The organism is Micrococcus sp. EWR3.9.1 (assembly GCF_052615555.1).
Window position 1 is genome coordinate 42,748 of the sequence record NZ_JBQXFD010000007.1, and the last position, 14,736, is coordinate 57,483.

The 14,736-nt window shown below is 76.0% G+C and carries 14 protein-coding genes; 4 read left to right on the forward strand and 10 right to left on the reverse strand.

Annotated elements, in window-relative coordinates; all coding sequences use genetic code 11:
• The first annotated feature begins 30 nt into the window (after window positions 1-30).
• Both ACUJ8O_RS06220 and ACUJ8O_RS06225 read left to right on the forward strand, forming a co-directional pair.
• Window positions 31-804 carry a GNAT family N-acetyltransferase gene (locus ACUJ8O_RS06220; RefSeq protein WP_069942059.1) on the forward strand — a complete coding sequence of 258 codons (774 nt, stop codon included), beginning with the start codon at window positions 31-33 and terminating at the stop codon, window positions 802-804.
• Window positions 801-3,401: a DEAD/DEAH box helicase gene (locus ACUJ8O_RS06225; RefSeq protein ID WP_069942058.1), complete on the forward strand. Its 2,601-nt coding sequence runs from the start codon at window positions 801-803 to the stop codon at window positions 3,399-3,401. Before ACUJ8O_RS06220 ends, ACUJ8O_RS06225 begins: the two co-directional genes overlap by 4 nt.
• Here ACUJ8O_RS06225 and ACUJ8O_RS06230 read toward each other — a convergent pair.
• From ACUJ8O_RS06230 to ACUJ8O_RS06255, 6 genes are all read right to left on the reverse strand, one after another.
• Complete coding sequence (locus ACUJ8O_RS06230; RefSeq protein ID WP_036336906.1) at window positions 3,317-3,760, reverse strand: Rv3654c family TadE-like protein; 444 nt, start codon at window positions 3,758-3,760, stop codon at window positions 3,317-3,319. The two genes, ACUJ8O_RS06225 and ACUJ8O_RS06230, sit on opposite strands and share 85 nt — an antisense overlap.
• A complete protein-coding gene (locus ACUJ8O_RS06235) occupies window positions 3,757-4,209 on the reverse strand; it encodes a TadE family type IV pilus minor pilin (protein ID WP_036384896.1) in 453 nt (150 codons plus the stop codon). The genes ACUJ8O_RS06230 and ACUJ8O_RS06235 overlap by 4 nt, the downstream gene beginning before the upstream one ends.
• Window positions 4,202-4,435 (reverse strand): DUF4244 domain-containing protein, encoded by a 234-nt coding sequence (locus ACUJ8O_RS06240; protein WP_036336908.1) that lies wholly within the window; start codon window positions 4,433-4,435, stop codon window positions 4,202-4,204. Before ACUJ8O_RS06240 ends, ACUJ8O_RS06235 begins: the two co-directional genes overlap by 8 nt.
• A 176-nt stretch (window positions 4,436-4,611) precedes the next feature.
• On the reverse strand, window positions 4,612-5,739 hold the full coding sequence (locus ACUJ8O_RS06245) for a type II secretion system F family protein (RefSeq protein ID WP_445373242.1): 1,128 nt from the start codon (window positions 5,737-5,739) through the stop codon (window positions 4,612-4,614).
• The gene (locus ACUJ8O_RS06250; RefSeq protein WP_445373243.1) at window positions 5,736-7,061 is read right to left on the reverse strand and encodes a CpaF family protein; all 1,326 of its coding nucleotides are present in this window, start codon (window positions 7,059-7,061) and stop codon (window positions 5,736-5,738) included. The genes ACUJ8O_RS06245 and ACUJ8O_RS06250 overlap by 4 nt, the downstream gene beginning before the upstream one ends.
• A gap of 158 nt (window positions 7,062-7,219) precedes the next feature.
• Window positions 7,220-8,029, reverse strand: a complete 810-nt coding sequence (locus ACUJ8O_RS06255) for an NUDIX hydrolase (protein ID WP_101967381.1) — start codon at window positions 8,027-8,029, stop codon at window positions 7,220-7,222.
• A 36-nt stretch (window positions 8,030-8,065) separates the two neighbouring features.
• Between ACUJ8O_RS06255 and ACUJ8O_RS06260 the strand changes: the two genes are divergently transcribed.
• A complete protein-coding gene (locus ACUJ8O_RS06260; protein WP_095347352.1) occupies window positions 8,066-9,271 on the forward strand; it encodes an NAD(P)-binding domain-containing protein in 1,206 nt (401 codons plus the stop codon).
• A 17-nt stretch (window positions 9,272-9,288) separates the two neighbouring features.
• On the opposite strand, the gene nth is transcribed toward ACUJ8O_RS06260, so the two are convergent.
• Window positions 9,289-10,095: an endonuclease III gene (gene nth / locus ACUJ8O_RS06265; RefSeq protein WP_445373244.1), complete on the reverse strand. Its 807-nt coding sequence runs from the start codon at window positions 10,093-10,095 to the stop codon at window positions 9,289-9,291.
• Between the two features lie 234 nt (window positions 10,096-10,329).
• Here nth and acs point away from each other — a divergent pair, with 234 nt between their 5' ends.
• Entirely contained in the window at window positions 10,330-12,270 is a 1,941-nt protein-coding gene (acs, locus tag ACUJ8O_RS06270) for an acetate--CoA ligase (RefSeq protein WP_036314287.1), read from the forward strand.
• A 75-nt stretch (window positions 12,271-12,345) separates the two neighbouring features.
• On the opposite strand, the gene ACUJ8O_RS06275 is transcribed toward acs, so the two are convergent.
• Genes ACUJ8O_RS06275 through ACUJ8O_RS06285 form a run of 3 tightly spaced genes read right to left on the reverse strand, consistent with a single transcriptional unit; the run spans window position 12,346 to window position 14,620 of the window.
• Window positions 12,346-12,816: a GntR family transcriptional regulator gene (locus tag ACUJ8O_RS06275; RefSeq protein ID WP_063189855.1), complete on the reverse strand. Its 471-nt coding sequence runs from the start codon at window positions 12,814-12,816 to the stop codon at window positions 12,346-12,348.
• A complete protein-coding gene (locus ACUJ8O_RS06280; RefSeq protein WP_063189857.1) occupies window positions 12,788-12,973 on the reverse strand; it encodes a methionine/alanine import family NSS transporter small subunit in 186 nt (61 codons plus the stop codon). Before ACUJ8O_RS06280 ends, ACUJ8O_RS06275 begins: the two co-directional genes overlap by 29 nt.
• A gap of 3 nt (window positions 12,974-12,976) precedes the next feature.
• On the reverse strand, window positions 12,977-14,620 hold the full coding sequence (locus ACUJ8O_RS06285) for a sodium-dependent transporter (RefSeq protein WP_445373245.1): 1,644 nt from the start codon (window positions 14,618-14,620) through the stop codon (window positions 12,977-12,979).
• Between the last annotated feature and the right edge of the window lie 116 nt (window positions 14,621-14,736).

The following is a 14,736-nucleotide window of genomic DNA, read 5'->3' on the forward strand; positions in this document are numbered from 1 at the left end:
CGCACCGGCCACACGCCTTACCCTTCAGACATGACTGAGCATCTGGATCCGGCACTGGTCGACATCTGGTTCGCGGCCTGGTCGCGATCGCGCGGCTACCGTACGAGCCAGGAGGCGGGGCGACGCGCGGCCCTGCGCACCCCTCGCCCCGCCCGCATGATCCCCGGCGGCTCCGGTCGCGCCACGGTGGACGTGCCGGCCACGTGGGAGCACGTGGTGGTGAACCCCTCCCGCGGGGAGCTGGAGGACCTGCGCGAGGCGGTGCGGGACCAGGAGCAGATCCTGCTCACAGTGTTCGGCGACGCCGGCGAGGACCCGAAGGCCATGGGTCTGAAGGCCCAGGCCGAGCCGGAGCGCTTCATGACCATGGACATGGACCCCGAGCTGCAGGACGTGGAGCCCCCGCTGCTGCCCGAGGGCTATGAGGCCCGCGTGGACCAACCGATGGAGGGCAGCCGTCGCCTGCGCATCCTGGCCGTCGGCGCCTCGACCGTGCCCGAGGGCGAGGAGGAGCTCGCCGCCCTCGGCTGGGTCACCGAGGAGGACGGCACCGCCGTCTACGACCGGATCTGGACGTCCCCGAACCACCGTCGCCGCGGCCTCGGCTCCCTCGTGATGCGCTACCTCACCTCCGAGGTCATGAGCGAGGGTGAGATCAGCCGCGGCCTGCTCGTCGCCTCCCCGGACGGCCAGAAGCTGTACAGCCACCTGGCCTGGACCGACCTCGGCCCCGTGTCCATCTGGGGTCGCGGCCTGGCCGAGGACAACCCCACCGCCGAGCACACCGGCACCATGGGGGCGTGACCGGCCACCTCCCCGAGCACGATCCCTGGGCGGATCCCGCGGGCGGCTGGGGGCCGCCCGGCACGGCGGACGCCGCGCCGCCCGTCGACGACGCCGCCCCGGACTTCTCCGGACCGGAGCCGCAACCCGTCGGTGCGGTGGTGGCCGACGTCGTGGCCGGGCTGTCCGTCACGGCACCCGGCGACCTGCGCCCGGACACGCCGGCGGGGGCCGCACTCCGTGCGGCACTGGGCCGGACCGGGCTGCCCGAACAGATCCGCCACGTCACCGAGCTGCCCGCCCGGCAGGCCCGGCACACGGACTGGCCCGCGGACGCGCCGGAGGGCCTGGTCAGGGCGTTCGCGGCGCGCGGCGTCGAGCGGCCGTGGCTGCACCAGGTGCGCGCCGCGAACCTGGCCGGTGCGGGGACGCACACCGTGCTCGCCACGGGCACGGCGTCGGGCAAGTCGCTGGGCTACCAGCTGGCGGTCGGCACCCGGCTCGCCGCCGACCCCCGGGCCACCGCGCTCTACCTCGCCCCCACCAAGGCCCTCGCTGCGGACCAGCTGACCTCCTGGCGCGCCCTCGAGCGGGACGGCGCCCCGGGGCTGCGCGCGGCTCCCTACGACGGCGACACCGCACCGCAGGACCGGATCTGGGCCCGCGAGCACGCCACCGTGCTCATGACCAACCCGGACATGCTCCACGTGGGCATCCTGCCGCACCACGAGCGGTGGGCCGCGTTCTTCCGGAACCTGGCGTTCGTGGTGGTGGACGAGTCGCACACCTACCGGGGCGTCTTCGGCTCGCAGGTGGGGATCCTGCTGCGCCGGCTGCGGCGCATCGCCGCCCACTACCGCGGGGACCGTCCGGAGACCGTGTTCATCGGGGCGTCGGCGACGTCGGCGGATCCGGCCGGGCACTTCGCCCGACTGATCGGGGCGCCGGCCACGGCCGTCACCGAGGACGCGTCCCCGCACGGGGCGGTCACGGTGGCGTTCTGGGAGCCGGAGCTGACGGACCGTCGGGGCGAGAACGGCGCGCCCGTCCGCCGCTCGGCGATGGCCGCCGCCGCCGACCTGGTCACGGACCTGGCCCTGCAGCAGGTGCGCACGCTGGCGTTCATCCGCTCGCGGCGCGGGGCCGAGGCCATCGCCAGCGCGGCCAAGCGGCAGCTCGAGGAGGTCGAGCCGGGGCTCGGCACCCGGATCGCGGCCTACCGCTCGGGCTACCTGCCCGAGGAACGGCGGGAGCTGGAGGCAGACCTGCGCTCGGGTCGGCTGCTGGGCATGGCCTCGACGCCGGCGCTGGAGATGGGCATCGACGTCGCGGGGCTGGACGCGGTGGTGGTGGCCGGCTGGCCGGGCACCCGCGCGTCGTTCTTCCAGCAGATCGGCCGCGCCGGGCGCGGCGGCCAGGACGCGCTCGCGTTCTTCGTGGCCTCGGACGACCCCCTGGACACGTTCGTGGTGGACCACCCGGAGGCCGTGTTCGACCTGGGCGTGGAGGACACCGTGGTGGACCCGGAGAACCCGCACCTGCTCGGCCCGCAGCTGTGCGCGGCCGCCGCGGAGCTGCCGATCACGCCCGAGGCGTTCGGCTGGTTCGGGGTGCCGGAGCGGGTGCGCGCCCTGCTGGACGTGCTGGTCGAGCAGGGGCTGCTGCGCCGTCGGCCGGCCGGCTGGTTCTGGACGCACCCCGAGCACGCCGCCGGCATGGTCTCCCTGCGGGACGACGGCGGCGGCCCCATGGACATCATCGACGCCGAGTCCGGCGCCCTGCTGGGCACGATGGACTCGCCCCAGACCCACTACCAGGCGCATCCCGGCGCGGTGTACGTGCACCAGGACCGCACGTACCTCGTGGAGGAGCTGGACGAGGACGCGCACGCGGTGGTCGTCACGCGCGCCTGGCCGGACTTCACCACGCAGGCCCGGGACGTCACGGAGATCGAGATCGTGGCGGTGCACCGCCGCCTGGACGCGCGGGAGGGCACCCTGCGCTGGTGCCTCGGGGACGTGCAGGTCCGCACCCAGGTGGTGTCCTTCCAGCGCAAGGCCCTGGTCTCCGGGGAGGTGCTCGGCGAGGAGCCCCTCGACCTGCCGGCGCGGGACCTGTTCACCTCCGCGGTGTGGTTCCAGGCGGCCTCGGACGAGCTCATCGCCGCGGGACTGACCACGGATCGCCTGCCCGGCGCCCTGCACGCGGCCGAGCACGCGATGATCGGCATGATGCCGCTCGTCGCCTCGAACGACCGCTGGGACATCGGCGGCGTCTCGATGGTCCTGCACCCGGACACCGGCTCCCCCGCCGTGTTCGTCTACGACGGCCGGCCCGGCGGGGCGGGCTTCGCCGAACGCGGCTTCGAGCAGGCGCGACGCTGGGTCGAGGCGACGGCGGGGGCCATCGCGGCCTGCGAGTGCGCGGAGGGCTGCCCGTCCTGCGTGCAGTCCCCCAAGTGCGGCAACCGCAACAGCCCCCTGGACAAGGCCGGCGCGCTGACCGTCCTGCGGTTCCTGATGGACCACGCCGATCACCTCGTCCCGGCGGACGCCTCGACCGACGGCTCGGGCGGCGGCGCCTCCGGCGGGTCCGCGGACGCGGCGCCCGGGGCCTGAGACCGCGGCGGACCCGCGACGGCATCGGCCGTGGCCGCCGGCAGCGGGGCGCGAGCGAGTTCGACCGCGACGCGCACCGTCCCGTCCTCGCGCACCTCGCACGCCACGACGGCGGCCCCGTTGCGTTCGGCGGTCCGCCCGGCCAGGACGCACGGCTCGTGGTCGGAGAGCCCGCGCCGGGCGTCGGAGGCGGCGAGCGCCGCCAGGTCGGCGGCCCCGGCCGCCCGGGCGCCGGTGACCGAGGCCTGCCCCAGCGCCGCGACGGCCAGCAGCAGCCCCGCCCCCAGGGCGGCCGTGCCCAGGACGGACACGGTGCCCGAACCGCGTTCGCCCCGCACGGGCGCCCTCCCGCGGGTCATGACCGGTCCTCCGGCGAAGCGGCGGGCGTTCCGGGCCGCTGCTCGGGGGCGGCGGCGTGCGCGGTGAGGGTGAGGGCCTCGGCCCAGGCGAGCGGCCCGGGGCCGGGCTGGACGACCTCGACGGTCACCCAGCCGCCCTCGACGGTGTGCGAGAGCGAGGCGTCGTCGCCGGCCATGCGCGCCACCGCGTCGCGGGCCGCCGCCTCGTCGTCGCCCCGGGCGAGGATGCGGGCGGCCGACGCCGCCGCGTCCTGACCCCGCACCTGCTGCACCGCGGCGGCGCCGGCCAGCAGGACGGACACGAGCACGAACGCGATCACGGGCAGCAGCACCGCGTACTCGGCCGTGACGGCCCCGGTCTCGCCGCCCCGGAGCCCCCGGGGCCGCCCCGCCGTCCGGGCGCCCGTACGGCGCGCGGACGGCGGGGCGGAGGTCGGGTGCTCAGTCACGCTGGAGCGCCCCGGTGACGAGGTCCACGAGCAGCGACTGCACGTCCGGGCTGGTGAGCACGACGGCCAGCACGCCCGCGAAGCCCACGGCGGCGAGCGTGAGGATGCCGTACTCGGCCGTGATCGCGCCGGTCTCCTCGCCCGCGGCGTCGACGACGCGGGCGAGGCGGTCGCGCTCGCTCGGGCGGGTGACGGCGGGCTGGGCGGAGTGGGAGCGGTGGGTCATGGTGGTCCTCCTGGAGTGGGCCCCGCGGTGCGGGGCGGTGGTGACGGCCCGGCCGGGCCGCTGGTCCCAGGCTGGCCCGCTCCGGGGCCCGCGCGCCGGGGGCGATGCGGATCCGGGGATGGGCCGGGGCGATCGGGGCCCTGTGCAGGACCGGACGCCCTGGCGTCGCCACGGCCTCAGCCCGGTCCCGCCCCGAGCAGGGCCATGACGACGGGCACCACGCCCCAGCACACGAAGGCGGGCAGCAGGCACAGCCCCAGCGGCATCACCAGGCGCACTGCGAGCTCCTCGGCCGCCCGTTCGTCCGCCCGCCGGGTCTGCTGACGGACGGCGGCGGCGGTCTCGGCCAGCGTGCGGGCGCCGGCCATTCCGGACCGGTGCAGCGGACGCAGTCGGGCGGCGGTCTCGGCCCACACCGGGTCCGTATCGAGGCCCACCCATGCCTCGTCCCAGTCCCGACCCCAGAGCAGCAGCGCCGCCGTGGCCCGCAGGCCGCGGGCGCCCGGCAGGGTCCGGCCGAGGTCGTCCAGCGCGGCGGGCAGGGATCGGCCGGCGCTGAGCAGCGCCGCCAGCACGTCCAGCACGACGGCGGCCCCCACCGCCGCCGGCTCGCGCGCGGCCGCACGCAGCAGCAGGCGCGTCCAGGACCGCCCGGCCAGCCAGAACAGCAGACCCACCGCGGCGACCACGGCACCGAAGGGCGAGCGGACCAGGTCCCCCGGGGAGGTGCCGAGCAGCCACGCGAGGCCGAGGCCGCCCAGGGGCAGCCACTGCAGCAGCCGGGACGTCGCGCCCGGCCCCGCCGCGGCCGAGCGGCGGGCTCGGGCCGCGTCCACGTCCGCCTCGAGGCTATGGGCCAGCTGCCGGGCCACGGCTGCGGGAGCGGCACCCGCCCGGGCCCCGGCCGCGAGCGCCGCATCGACCAGCGCCCAGCCCGGGTCCCGTGCGGGGGTCCGCCAGGGCAGGGTCCCACCGCGGCGCGCCGCCTCCCCGGTCGCCGCATGCGACGCCGGCACATCCCAGGCCAGCGCCTCGGCCCGGCGTCGGGCGCGGTGATGGGCACAGCACACGGTCCCCGCCTCGCCCGGGCTCGACCCGCAGGCGGGCAGGGTGCACGCGGTCTCCCGCCAGGCCTGCTCCTCGGTCAGGCCGGCCGAGACGAGGGCGGCCCAGCGGCGCAGCACGCCGACGAGCACCTCCGTCTCCTCCTCCGGCCTCGCCCGCCCCGCCCGCCAGGGCAGCAGCGGCACGGCACGCCCAGCGCGCGACCGTCGTGCCTGCCCGGCCGCCGTCGTCGTGCTCACCGGCCGCTCCGCCCCGCCAGCCGGGCCGCGAGCGCGGGCATGCCGGGTCCTTCGACGGTCCGCCCGCCCGTCGCCTCCGTCCCGGGCCGCCACGTGAGGGCGGGCAGCAGGGCGAACCCGTCGGCGCGCGGGTCCGAGACGGCGAGCTCCACGGGGTGCCGCCCGTGGCCGTCGCGGGCGATGTGCAGCACGGCGTCCACGCCGGCGCGGGCCTGCGCGGCCACCGTCTCGGGCCGCCAGCCGGCCAGGGAGGCCATGGCCGTCAGCCGGGCGGGCACCTCGGCGGCGGCGTTGGCGTGCAGGGTGCCCCACGCGCCCTGGTGGCCGGTGTTCAGGGCGGTGAGGACGTCGGCCACCTCGGCGCCGCGGCACTCGCCGACCACGAGCCGGTCCGGCCGCATCCGCAGCGCGTGGCGGACGAGCTCGGCCAGTCCGACCTCGCCGGCGCCCTCCGCGTTGGCGGCGCGGCACTGCAGGGCGACCACGTGCGGGTGATCGGGCGCGGCCTCGGCCGTGTCCTCCACGACGACGATCCGTTCGTCCCCCGGCACCCGGCCGAGGGCCGCGGAGAGCAGCGTGGTCTTGCCCGCCCCGGTCGCGCCGCTGACCAGGACGGTGGCGCGGTCGCGCACGAGCGCCTCGAGGGCGTCGGCCCAGAGGGCGCCGTCCGGCCAGCCGTCGGCCAGTGCGGCCAGCGACGGCGTCGTGGCGGCCGGGATCCGCAGGCTCAGCAGGGTGCCGCCGCCGCTGACCGGGGGCAGGACCGCGTGGACGCGCACGCCGCCCACGCGGGCGTCGGCCAGCGGCACCGCCGCATCGAGGCGGCGGCCGGCCCGGTGCAGCAGCCGCACCGCGAGCGCCCGGGCGGTCGTGGGGTCGAGCCGACCGGGGCGGCGGACGAGGCCCTCGTCCCCGTCGGTCCACACCGCGCCCGCGCCGTCCACGAGCACGTCGGTCACGCCCGGGCTGCGCACCCAGGGTGCGAGCGGGCCGAAGCCGTCGAGCTCATCGACCAGCGCCGCCACGCGCGGGTCGTCGATCGGCGCGTCGAGGGCCTCGGCGATCAGCGGGGCCAGCGGCGGCTCCGCCCCGTCTGTGGCCGAGGCACGGGCCTCGGCCACGCGTCGGCGCACGACGGCGGCGTCCAGCCCGCCGGGGCCCGCTGCGGGTGCGGCCAGCGGCGGCGCGGCGACCTGCGTGCGTTCCGGCTCGGCCGGGTCAGTGCGGGGCCACGGGAACCGTCGGCTGCCCTCGGGCGGGGCGGGGCGGCGGCGGCGGCCCCGGGGCGGGCGGGCCGGGGCGGCGGGGACGAACGGGCGCATGGCGGGCCTCCTGCGGGTCGGGGCGGCGGCCGCGGTCCGCGGCCGCCGGCCCGTCCAGTCCACCGTCCCGCCCGGGCGCCTGCGCCCCCGGCCCCGCCGCTGGGGACACGGGCCCGCCCACCGGCGCCTGTGCAGGAGCGGGCGGCGGCGCGCAGCCGTCAGCCGCGCAGGATCCGGTGGGTCCGCGCGTCACGCACGCGGGAGTCGTCCCACGGCACGTCCCAGCCCAGCAGTGCCAGCACACGGTCCAGCAGCGCCGCCGTGAACCCCCACACCAGGCGCTCGCCCACGAGGAAGCCCGGCGTCTCGCCGCGGCGGCCGCCGGGCCGGGCCACGCGGCACCGGTTCGCGGGGTCCACCAGGTCCGCGACCGGCATCCGGAACACGGCCGCGGCCTCGGCCTGGTCGACCACCGCCACGCGACTGGGGTCCCGCCACCACCCGAGCACCGGGTGCACCACGTGCCCCGAGACCACCACCGGCACCGCCGGCAGCACGCCCAGGACCTCCACGCCGGCCGGGTCCAAGCCGGTCTCCTCCTGCGCCTCGCGCAGGGCCGTGGCCACGACGTCGGCGTCCTCGGGGTCGACGCGACCGCCGGGGAACGCGATCTGCCCGGCGTGCTGGCGCAGGGTGGCGGCGCGCTGGGTCAGCAGCACGTCCACGTGCGGGTGCACGCGCTCGGCGTCGTGACGGGCGGGGACGTCGTCGAGGGCGCCGAACAGGATCAGCACGGCGGAGGGGCGCGGATCGCCGGACCGGGGCCAGTCGAAGCCCCACATCGGCACGGCCTCGGGCGGGATTGTGGTGAGCGAGGCCGGGTCGTGGTGACCGGGCGCGTCCGCAGGGGCCGTGCCCCACCGGGCCACGAGGTCCGCCAGCTGGTCCCGCGCACCCGTCAGCGACGCCTCGGACGTCCCGGCGGCGTCGCGGGAGGTCGGGCGGGGGCTCGCGGGGGTCTCAGGCATGGCCCCCACGCTAGCCGCCGGTCGTAGCCTCGGGGCATGACGGCTCCCCTGACCTCGCCCCCAGCGGCCACCGCGTCCTCGGATCCGGTGGACGTCGCGGTGATCGGCGTCGGCCAGGCCGGACTGGCGGCCGGCTACTTCCTGGCGCGGGCCGCGCGGGACGTCGGCCGCGGGCGCCGGCCGGGCCCGCCGCCGTCGTTCGTCCTGCTCGACGCCTCCGCCCAGCCCGGCGGCGCGTGGCCGCACCACTGGGACTCCCTGCGCCTGTTCTCCCCCGCCGAGCACTCCTCCCTGCCGGGCCGACCCATGCCGCCGTCGCCCGGCCCCGGCACCCCGGACGCCGGGCACGTCGTCGCCTACCTGGCCGACTACGAGGACCGCTACGGGCTGCCGGTGCGCCGGGGCGTGCGTGTCGCGGAGGTGACGCACGACGCCGCCGCGTCCCCTCCGTTCACCCTGCGGCTCGAGGACGGCACGGCCCTGAGCGCCCGCGCGGTGGTCTCCGCCACCGGCTCGTTCACCCGCCCGTTCTTGCCGGCCCTCCCGGGCGTCGACCACTTCGGCGGCACGCAGCGGCACTCCGCCGCGTACCGCTCCCCCGACGCGTTCACCGGGCGGCACGTCCTCGTGGTGGGCGGCGGCAACTCGGGCGCCCAGATCGCGGCGGACCTGCTGCTGGCGGGTGTCGCCACCACGTGGGCCACCCGGCGTCCGCCCCGGTTCATGCCGGACGACGTGGACGGGCGGGTGCTCTTCGATCGGGCCTCGGCGCGCGTGCTGGGCCGCTCCGAGGCGCGCGTGGGCGACCTCGGGGACATCGTCATGGTGCCCTCGGTGATCCGCGCCCGCGACGGGGCCGGGCTCCACGCGGTCCCCGCGCCCACCGCGCTCACGCCGGACGGCGTCCGCTGGGACCACGACGCCGGCGCGAGCCACGGCTGGCCCGCCGCCAACCGCGCCGCGGCCCGGGTGCGCGGCGCCGAGCACCCGGTGGACGACATCGTCTGGTGCACGGGCTTCCGGGCGGACCTGCGCCATCTGCGGGGCCTCGAGCTGACCCGCCACCCCTCCGGGGCGCCGGCGACGGAGCGTGCACTGCCGACCGCCTCGGTGGACGTGCCGGGGCTGCACCTGCTCGGCTACGACGACTGGTGCGGGGCCGCCTCGGCCACGCTCGCGGGCGTGGGGGCTCACGCGCGCCGGGCGGTCGCCGCGATCCTCGCGGGTCTCACCGAAGGCTGAGCGGGCAGGCCGGGCGCTCAGGCCTCCAGCCCGTGGCCGAGGGCGCGCAGCTCCCGGCGCGTCCGCCCCGCGCGCAGGAGCTCGAGCAGCTCCTCCCGGCCGGGCTTGAGCTCGTAGGCCAGCAGGGCGCGCGCCCGCTCGGGGTCGGTCTCCCCCTCGCCGTAGGACGGGCACCAGCGGGCGATCGGGCACGCCCCGCACGCCGGGCGGCGCGCGTGGCACACGCGGCGGCCGTGGAAGATCAGCCGGTGGGAGAGCATCGTCCAGTCCCGGCGCGGGAGCAGGGCGCCCACGGCGTGCTCGACCTTCACCGGGTCGGTCTCGTCCGTGAACCCCAGGCGCCGGGCGAGCCGGCCGAAGTGCGTGTCCACCGTGATCCCGGGCTGGCCGAAGGCGTTGCCGAGCACCACGAACGCGGTCTTGCGGCCCACCCCGGGCAGCGCCACGAGGTCCTCGAGACGGGCGGGGACCTCGCCGTCGTGCCGGGCCACGAGCTCCTGGGACAGCCGCAGGATCGCGGAGGCCTTGTTCCGGTAGAACCCCGTGGAGCGCACGAGCTCCTGCAGCTCGGGCTCGGTGGCCGCGGCCATCGCGTGGGCGTCCGGGAAGCGGGCGAACAGCGCCGGCGTGGCCGCGTTGACCCGCACGTCGGTGGTCTGGGCGGACAGCACCGTGGCCACGAGCAGCTCGAACGGCGTCTCGAAGTCCAGCTCGGCGACGGCGTACGGGTACGTCTCGGCCAGGATCCGGTTGATCCGCCGCGCCCGGCGCACCAGTGCCAGCTGGGTCTCCCCGGTCGGCGTGCCCGTCGACTCCGTCTCCATCCGCGCGTCCTCCCGCCCTCGTGCGATCCGCTCAGGTCCGACCATCCTAGGGAGCGGGGTGCGTGCCGACGTCCGCACCGCGTCCGGCCCCCGCTTCCGGGCACGATGCGACACACAGGACCCGAGGATTTGTGGCGACGACGCCGCGCGCGGCATGCTGAGGCGGGAGACTAGTGTGGGGCGCGTCACATCCGCGCTGCGCACCGACCGCACCACCCCGAAAGGACCCCGTCGATGGACGAGCAGATCCCCACGTTCCCGCCCCCGGCCGAGTTCGCCGCCCAGGCGGTGGCCGGAGCCGACCTGTACGAGGAGGCCGCCGAGGACCGCCTGGCCTACTGGGCCCGCCGCGCCCGCGAGGTCCTGCACTGGGAGCAGGACTTCACCGACGTCCTGGACTGGTCCGACGCACCCTTCGCGAAGTGGTTCGTCGGCGGCACCACCAACGCCGCGTACAACGCCCTGGACCGCCACGTCGAGGCCGGCCACGGCGACCGCGTGGCCATCCACTTCGAGGGCGAGCCCGGCGACACCCGGACCTACACCTACGCCGACCTGGCCGCCGAGGTCCGGCGCGCCGCCAACGCGTTCGAGTCCCTCGGCGTGACCAAGGGCGACCGCGTGGCCGTCTACCTGCCGATGATCCCCGAGGCCGTCATCACGATGCTCGCGTGCGCGCGCATCGGCGCGGTCCACTCCGTGGTGTTCGGCGGCTTCTCCTCCGACGCCCTGCGCTCCCGCGTGGACGACGCCGAGGCCAAGCTCGTCGTCACGGCGGACGGCTCCTTCCGCCGCGGCAAGCCCTCCATGCTCAAGCCCGCCGTGGACCAGGCCCTCTCCGCGCCCGGCCACACCGCCGAGCACGTGCTCGTGGTCCGCCGCAACGAGGCCGAGGTCGAGATGACCGAGGGCCGCGACCTGTGGTGGCACGACGTCGTGGACGGCCAGTCCGACGAGCACGAGCTCGTGTGGCACGACGCCGAGCACCCGCTCTACATCCTGTACACCTCCGGCACCACCGGGAAGCCGAAGGGCATCCTGCACACCACCGGCGGCTACCTCGTGCAGGCCGCGGTCACCCACCACGACACCTTCGACCTGCACCCGGAGTCGGACGTCTTCTGGTGCACCGCCGACGTCGGCTGGGTCACCGGGCACTCCTACGTCGCCTACGCACCGCTGGTCAACGGCGCCACCCAGGTGATCTACGAGGGCACCCCGGACTCCCCGCACCAGGGCCGCTGGTGGGAGATCGTGCAGAAGTACGGCGTGAGCATCCTCTACACGGCGCCGACGGCGATCCGCACGTTCATGAAGTGGGGCCGGCACATCCCGGACGAGTACGACCTCTCCAGCCTGCGCGTGCTCGGCTCCGTGGGCGAGGCCATCAACCCGGAGGCCTGGCGCTGGTACCACGAGGTCATCGGCGCCGGCCGCTGCCCCATCGTGGACACCTGGTGGCAGACCGAGACGGGCGCCCACATGCTCACCCCGCTGCCCGGCGTGACCACCCTCAAGCCCGGTTCCGCCCAGAGGCCGGTGCCCGGCGTCGTGCTGGAGGTCGTGGACGAGCTCGGCGAACCCATGACGGACACGAGCGCGGGCTTCCTCGTGGTGCGCGAGCCGTGGCCGTCCATGCTGCGGGGCATCTGGGGCGACCGGGAGCGCTTCAAGGAGACCTACTGGTCCCGCTTCCCCGGCATGTACTTCGCCGGCGACGGCGCCCGCTACGACGAGGACGGCGACATCTGGCTGCTGGGCCGCGTGGACGACGTCATGAACGTCTCCGGCCACCGCCTGTCCACCACCGAGATCGAGTCCTCCCTCGTGGCGCACCCGTCCGTGGCCGAGTCCGCGGTGGTCGGTGCGAAGGACGAGACCACGGGTGAGGCGGTCGTCGCGTTCGTCCTGCTCACCGCGGTCGCCGTCGCGGCCGACCGCGACGTCGCCGAGGTCGAGGAGGAGCTGCGGCAGCACGTGGGCAAGGACATCGGCCCCATCGCCAAGCCCAAGCGCGTGCTCGTGGTCCCCGAGCTGCCCAAGACGCGCTCCGGCAAGATCATGCGCCGTCTGCTCAAGGACGTGGCCGAGGGCCGCGACCCGGGCGACTCCACCACGCTGGCCGACCCCACGGTCATGCAGCGCATCGTGGAGACGCTCGCCCCGAAGGCCTGAGCCGGCACGACGACGCCGCCCCGGACCGCACGCTGCGTGCGGTCCGGGGCGGCGTCGTCGGTGGGCGGGCCCGCCTCAGGCGCGGGCGGCCGCGTCCCGGCGGACCAGCTCCACGGCCTCGTCGGGCGTGTACCCGAGGCGCTCGAGCAGGGTGTCCAGACAGCGCCGCACGGCCTGGTGCGCGGCGTCGGCGCGGGCGTCCGCCGAGGCGGCCACGAACGTGCCCGCGCGACCCCGGGTGCGGATGGTGCCGTGCGCCTCGAGCTCCTTGTAGGCCCGGGCCACGGTGCCCGGTGCCACGCCGAGCTCGGCGGCGAGCACGCGCACGGGCGGCAGTCGGTCCCCGCGGGCCAGGGATCCGGAGGCGACGCCGGCCAGGACCGCGTCCACGATCTGCCGGTAGGGCGGGGCCGGCAGGCTCGCGTCCACCGCCACGACCGGCAGGGAGGCGGAGACCACGCCCGCGGCCCCGTCGGCGACCGGGGCCGCCGCGAACGGACCGGGGAGCCTCATCGACTCACCGGTGCCGCGCGTCGAGACGGCCATCCTCGCGCTCCCGCACGGCGGGGGCCAGCTCGTCCTCGATGGCGAGGTCGCCCGAGGAGTCGTCCGGGTGGCGGAGCAGGTGGATGGCGGAGACCGCGAGGCCGCCCCACACCAGGAGGATGGCCAGGGACATCATGACGATCGCTGCGGTGCTCATCGGTCAGAGCTCCTTCCGGGTGGTGGCCGCGGGCACCACCGGCAGGGCGCCGGTGGGGACGGTGCCCTCGGGCACGGCGTTGTGCGGGATGAGGTCGCCGTGGATCTCGCTGTCCAGGTCCTCCGCGTAGAGGTTGGACTTGCGGGACCACGGGATCAGGGAGAGCAGGACGGCCAGGGCGACGGAGCCGAGCGCGATGCCCCAGCCGAAGACGCCGAGGAAGTCGCCCGGGTAGCCCTCATAGCCCTCCGCGATCACCTTCATGATCCAGGAGAGCCAGATGTAGGCGAGCACGATCGGCATGAGCACGCCGATCAGCAGCACGTACCCGCGGCCGACCTTGAAGGAGGAGACGGCGTTGAGGTGCGCCGTGATGCGACGGGCCGAGCCCAGCGCACCGGTGACCAGGAGCACCGACAGGAGCGCCGCGCCCACGATGCCGAAGTTGTTGGCGAACGCGTCCATGGTGTCCAGCATCTGCAGGCCCGTGGTGGTGGAGAACAGGGCGAGGGAGACCACCCCGGACAGGCCGATCACCACGATCGTGGCCGTCCAGCGGCCCCAGCCGAGCTTGTCCTTCACGGCGGAGATGACGACCTCGAGGATCGAGATCAGCGAGGTGAAGCCGGCGACCACGAGCGAGCCGAAGAACAGCACGCCGATCAGGGCGCCGAGCGGGGCCTGCGAGATCAGGGTGGGGAAGGCGATGAACGCCAGGCCGATGCCGCTGCCGGCCACCTCGGCCACGGACACGCCGGAGGCCTGCGCCATGAAGCCCAGGGCGGAGAACACGCCGATGCCGGCCAGGATCTCGAAGCCCGAGTTGGAGAAGCCGACCACCAGGCCGGAGCCGGTGAGGTTCGTGCGGCGGTTGAGGTAGGAAGCGTAGGTGATCATGATGCCGAAGCCGACGGACAGCGAGAAGAAGATCTGACCGTAGGCGGCGATCCAGACGCCCGGGTCCGCCAGCGCGGCCCAGTTCGGCGTGAACAGCGCGTCCAGGCCCTGGGCGGCGCCCGGCAGGGTGAGGGCGATGCCGACGAGGATCAGGAACATCACGACGAGCAGCGGGATGCCGACCATCGAGGCCAGGGCCACGCCCCGGCGCACGCCGAAGCCCATGATGAGCAGCGTGATCACCCAGACGGCGAGCATGGGCCAGAAGACGCCCGAGACGACGTCGAAGGACGGGGACGGGTCGTCGGCGACCTGCAGGTAGTCGCCCATGAGGAAGGTCTCCGGGTCGTCGCCCCACCGCTGGTCCACGGAGAACCAGGTGTACATGATCGCCCAGCCGATGATCGCGGCGTAGTAGATCCCGATGACGACGCAGATGAGCACCTGCCACCAGCCGACGGTCTCGGTCCACCGGGACAGGCGCCGGAACGCCAGCGGCGCGGAGCCGCGGAAGCGGTGGCCGATCGCGTAGTCGAAGAACAGCAGCGGGATGCCCGCGGTGAGCAGCGCGATCAGGTAGGGGATGACGAACGCGCCGCCGCCGTTCTCATAGGCGACGTAGGGGAAGCGCCAGATGTTGCCGAGGCCCACGGCGGAGCCGATGGCCGCCAGGATGAAGGCCCACCGGCCGGTGAACTCCTCCCGGGTGCGCTTCGGCGCCGACGCGGGCGCGGAGACGGTGCTGGACATGCAGGACCTCCGGGGGTCGGGAAAACTCGAGTGTGACGGAGGACACAATAGTCGACACGGGCCGTTGCCGGACAGTCCGGTCCGGAATGCGGGCATCAGGCGCGTGGCGCGGCGCC

Bases quoted from the DNA above. Each gene is read 5' to 3' on its own strand.
- acs (WP_036314287.1), top strand. From the start codon at position 10,330: ATGGACGAGCAGATCCCCACGTTCCCGCCCCCGGCCGAGTTCGCCGCC.
- ACUJ8O_RS06255 (WP_101967381.1), bottom strand. From the start codon at position 8,029: ATGCCTGAGACCCCCGCGAGCCCCCGCCCGACCTCCCGCGACGCCGCC.
- ACUJ8O_RS06240 (WP_036336908.1), bottom strand. From the start codon at position 4,435: ATGACCCACCGCTCCCACTCCGCCCAGCCCGCCGTCACCCGCCCGAGC.
- nth (WP_445373244.1), bottom strand. From the start codon at position 10,095: ATGGAGACGGAGTCGACGGGCACGCCGACCGGGGAGACCCAGCTGGCA.
- ACUJ8O_RS06230 (WP_036336906.1), bottom strand. From the start codon at position 3,760: ATGACCCGCGGGAGGGCGCCCGTGCGGGGCGAACGCGGTTCGGGCACC.
- ACUJ8O_RS06285 (WP_445373245.1), bottom strand. From the start codon at position 14,620: ATGTCCAGCACCGTCTCCGCGCCCGCGTCGGCGCCGAAGCGCACCCGG.
- ACUJ8O_RS06220 (WP_069942059.1), top strand. From the start codon at position 31: ATGACTGAGCATCTGGATCCGGCACTGGTCGACATCTGGTTCGCGGCC.
- ACUJ8O_RS06275 (WP_063189855.1), bottom strand. From the start codon at position 12,816: ATGGCCGTCTCGACGCGCGGCACCGGTGAGTCGATGAGGCTCCCCGGT.
- ACUJ8O_RS06280 (WP_063189857.1), bottom strand. From the start codon at position 12,973: ATGAGCACCGCAGCGATCGTCATGATGTCCCTGGCCATCCTCCTGGTG.
- ACUJ8O_RS06260 (WP_095347352.1), top strand. From the start codon at position 8,066: ATGACGGCTCCCCTGACCTCGCCCCCAGCGGCCACCGCGTCCTCGGAT.
- ACUJ8O_RS06250 (WP_445373243.1), bottom strand. From the start codon at position 7,061: ATGCGCCCGTTCGTCCCCGCCGCCCCGGCCCGCCCGCCCCGGGGCCGC.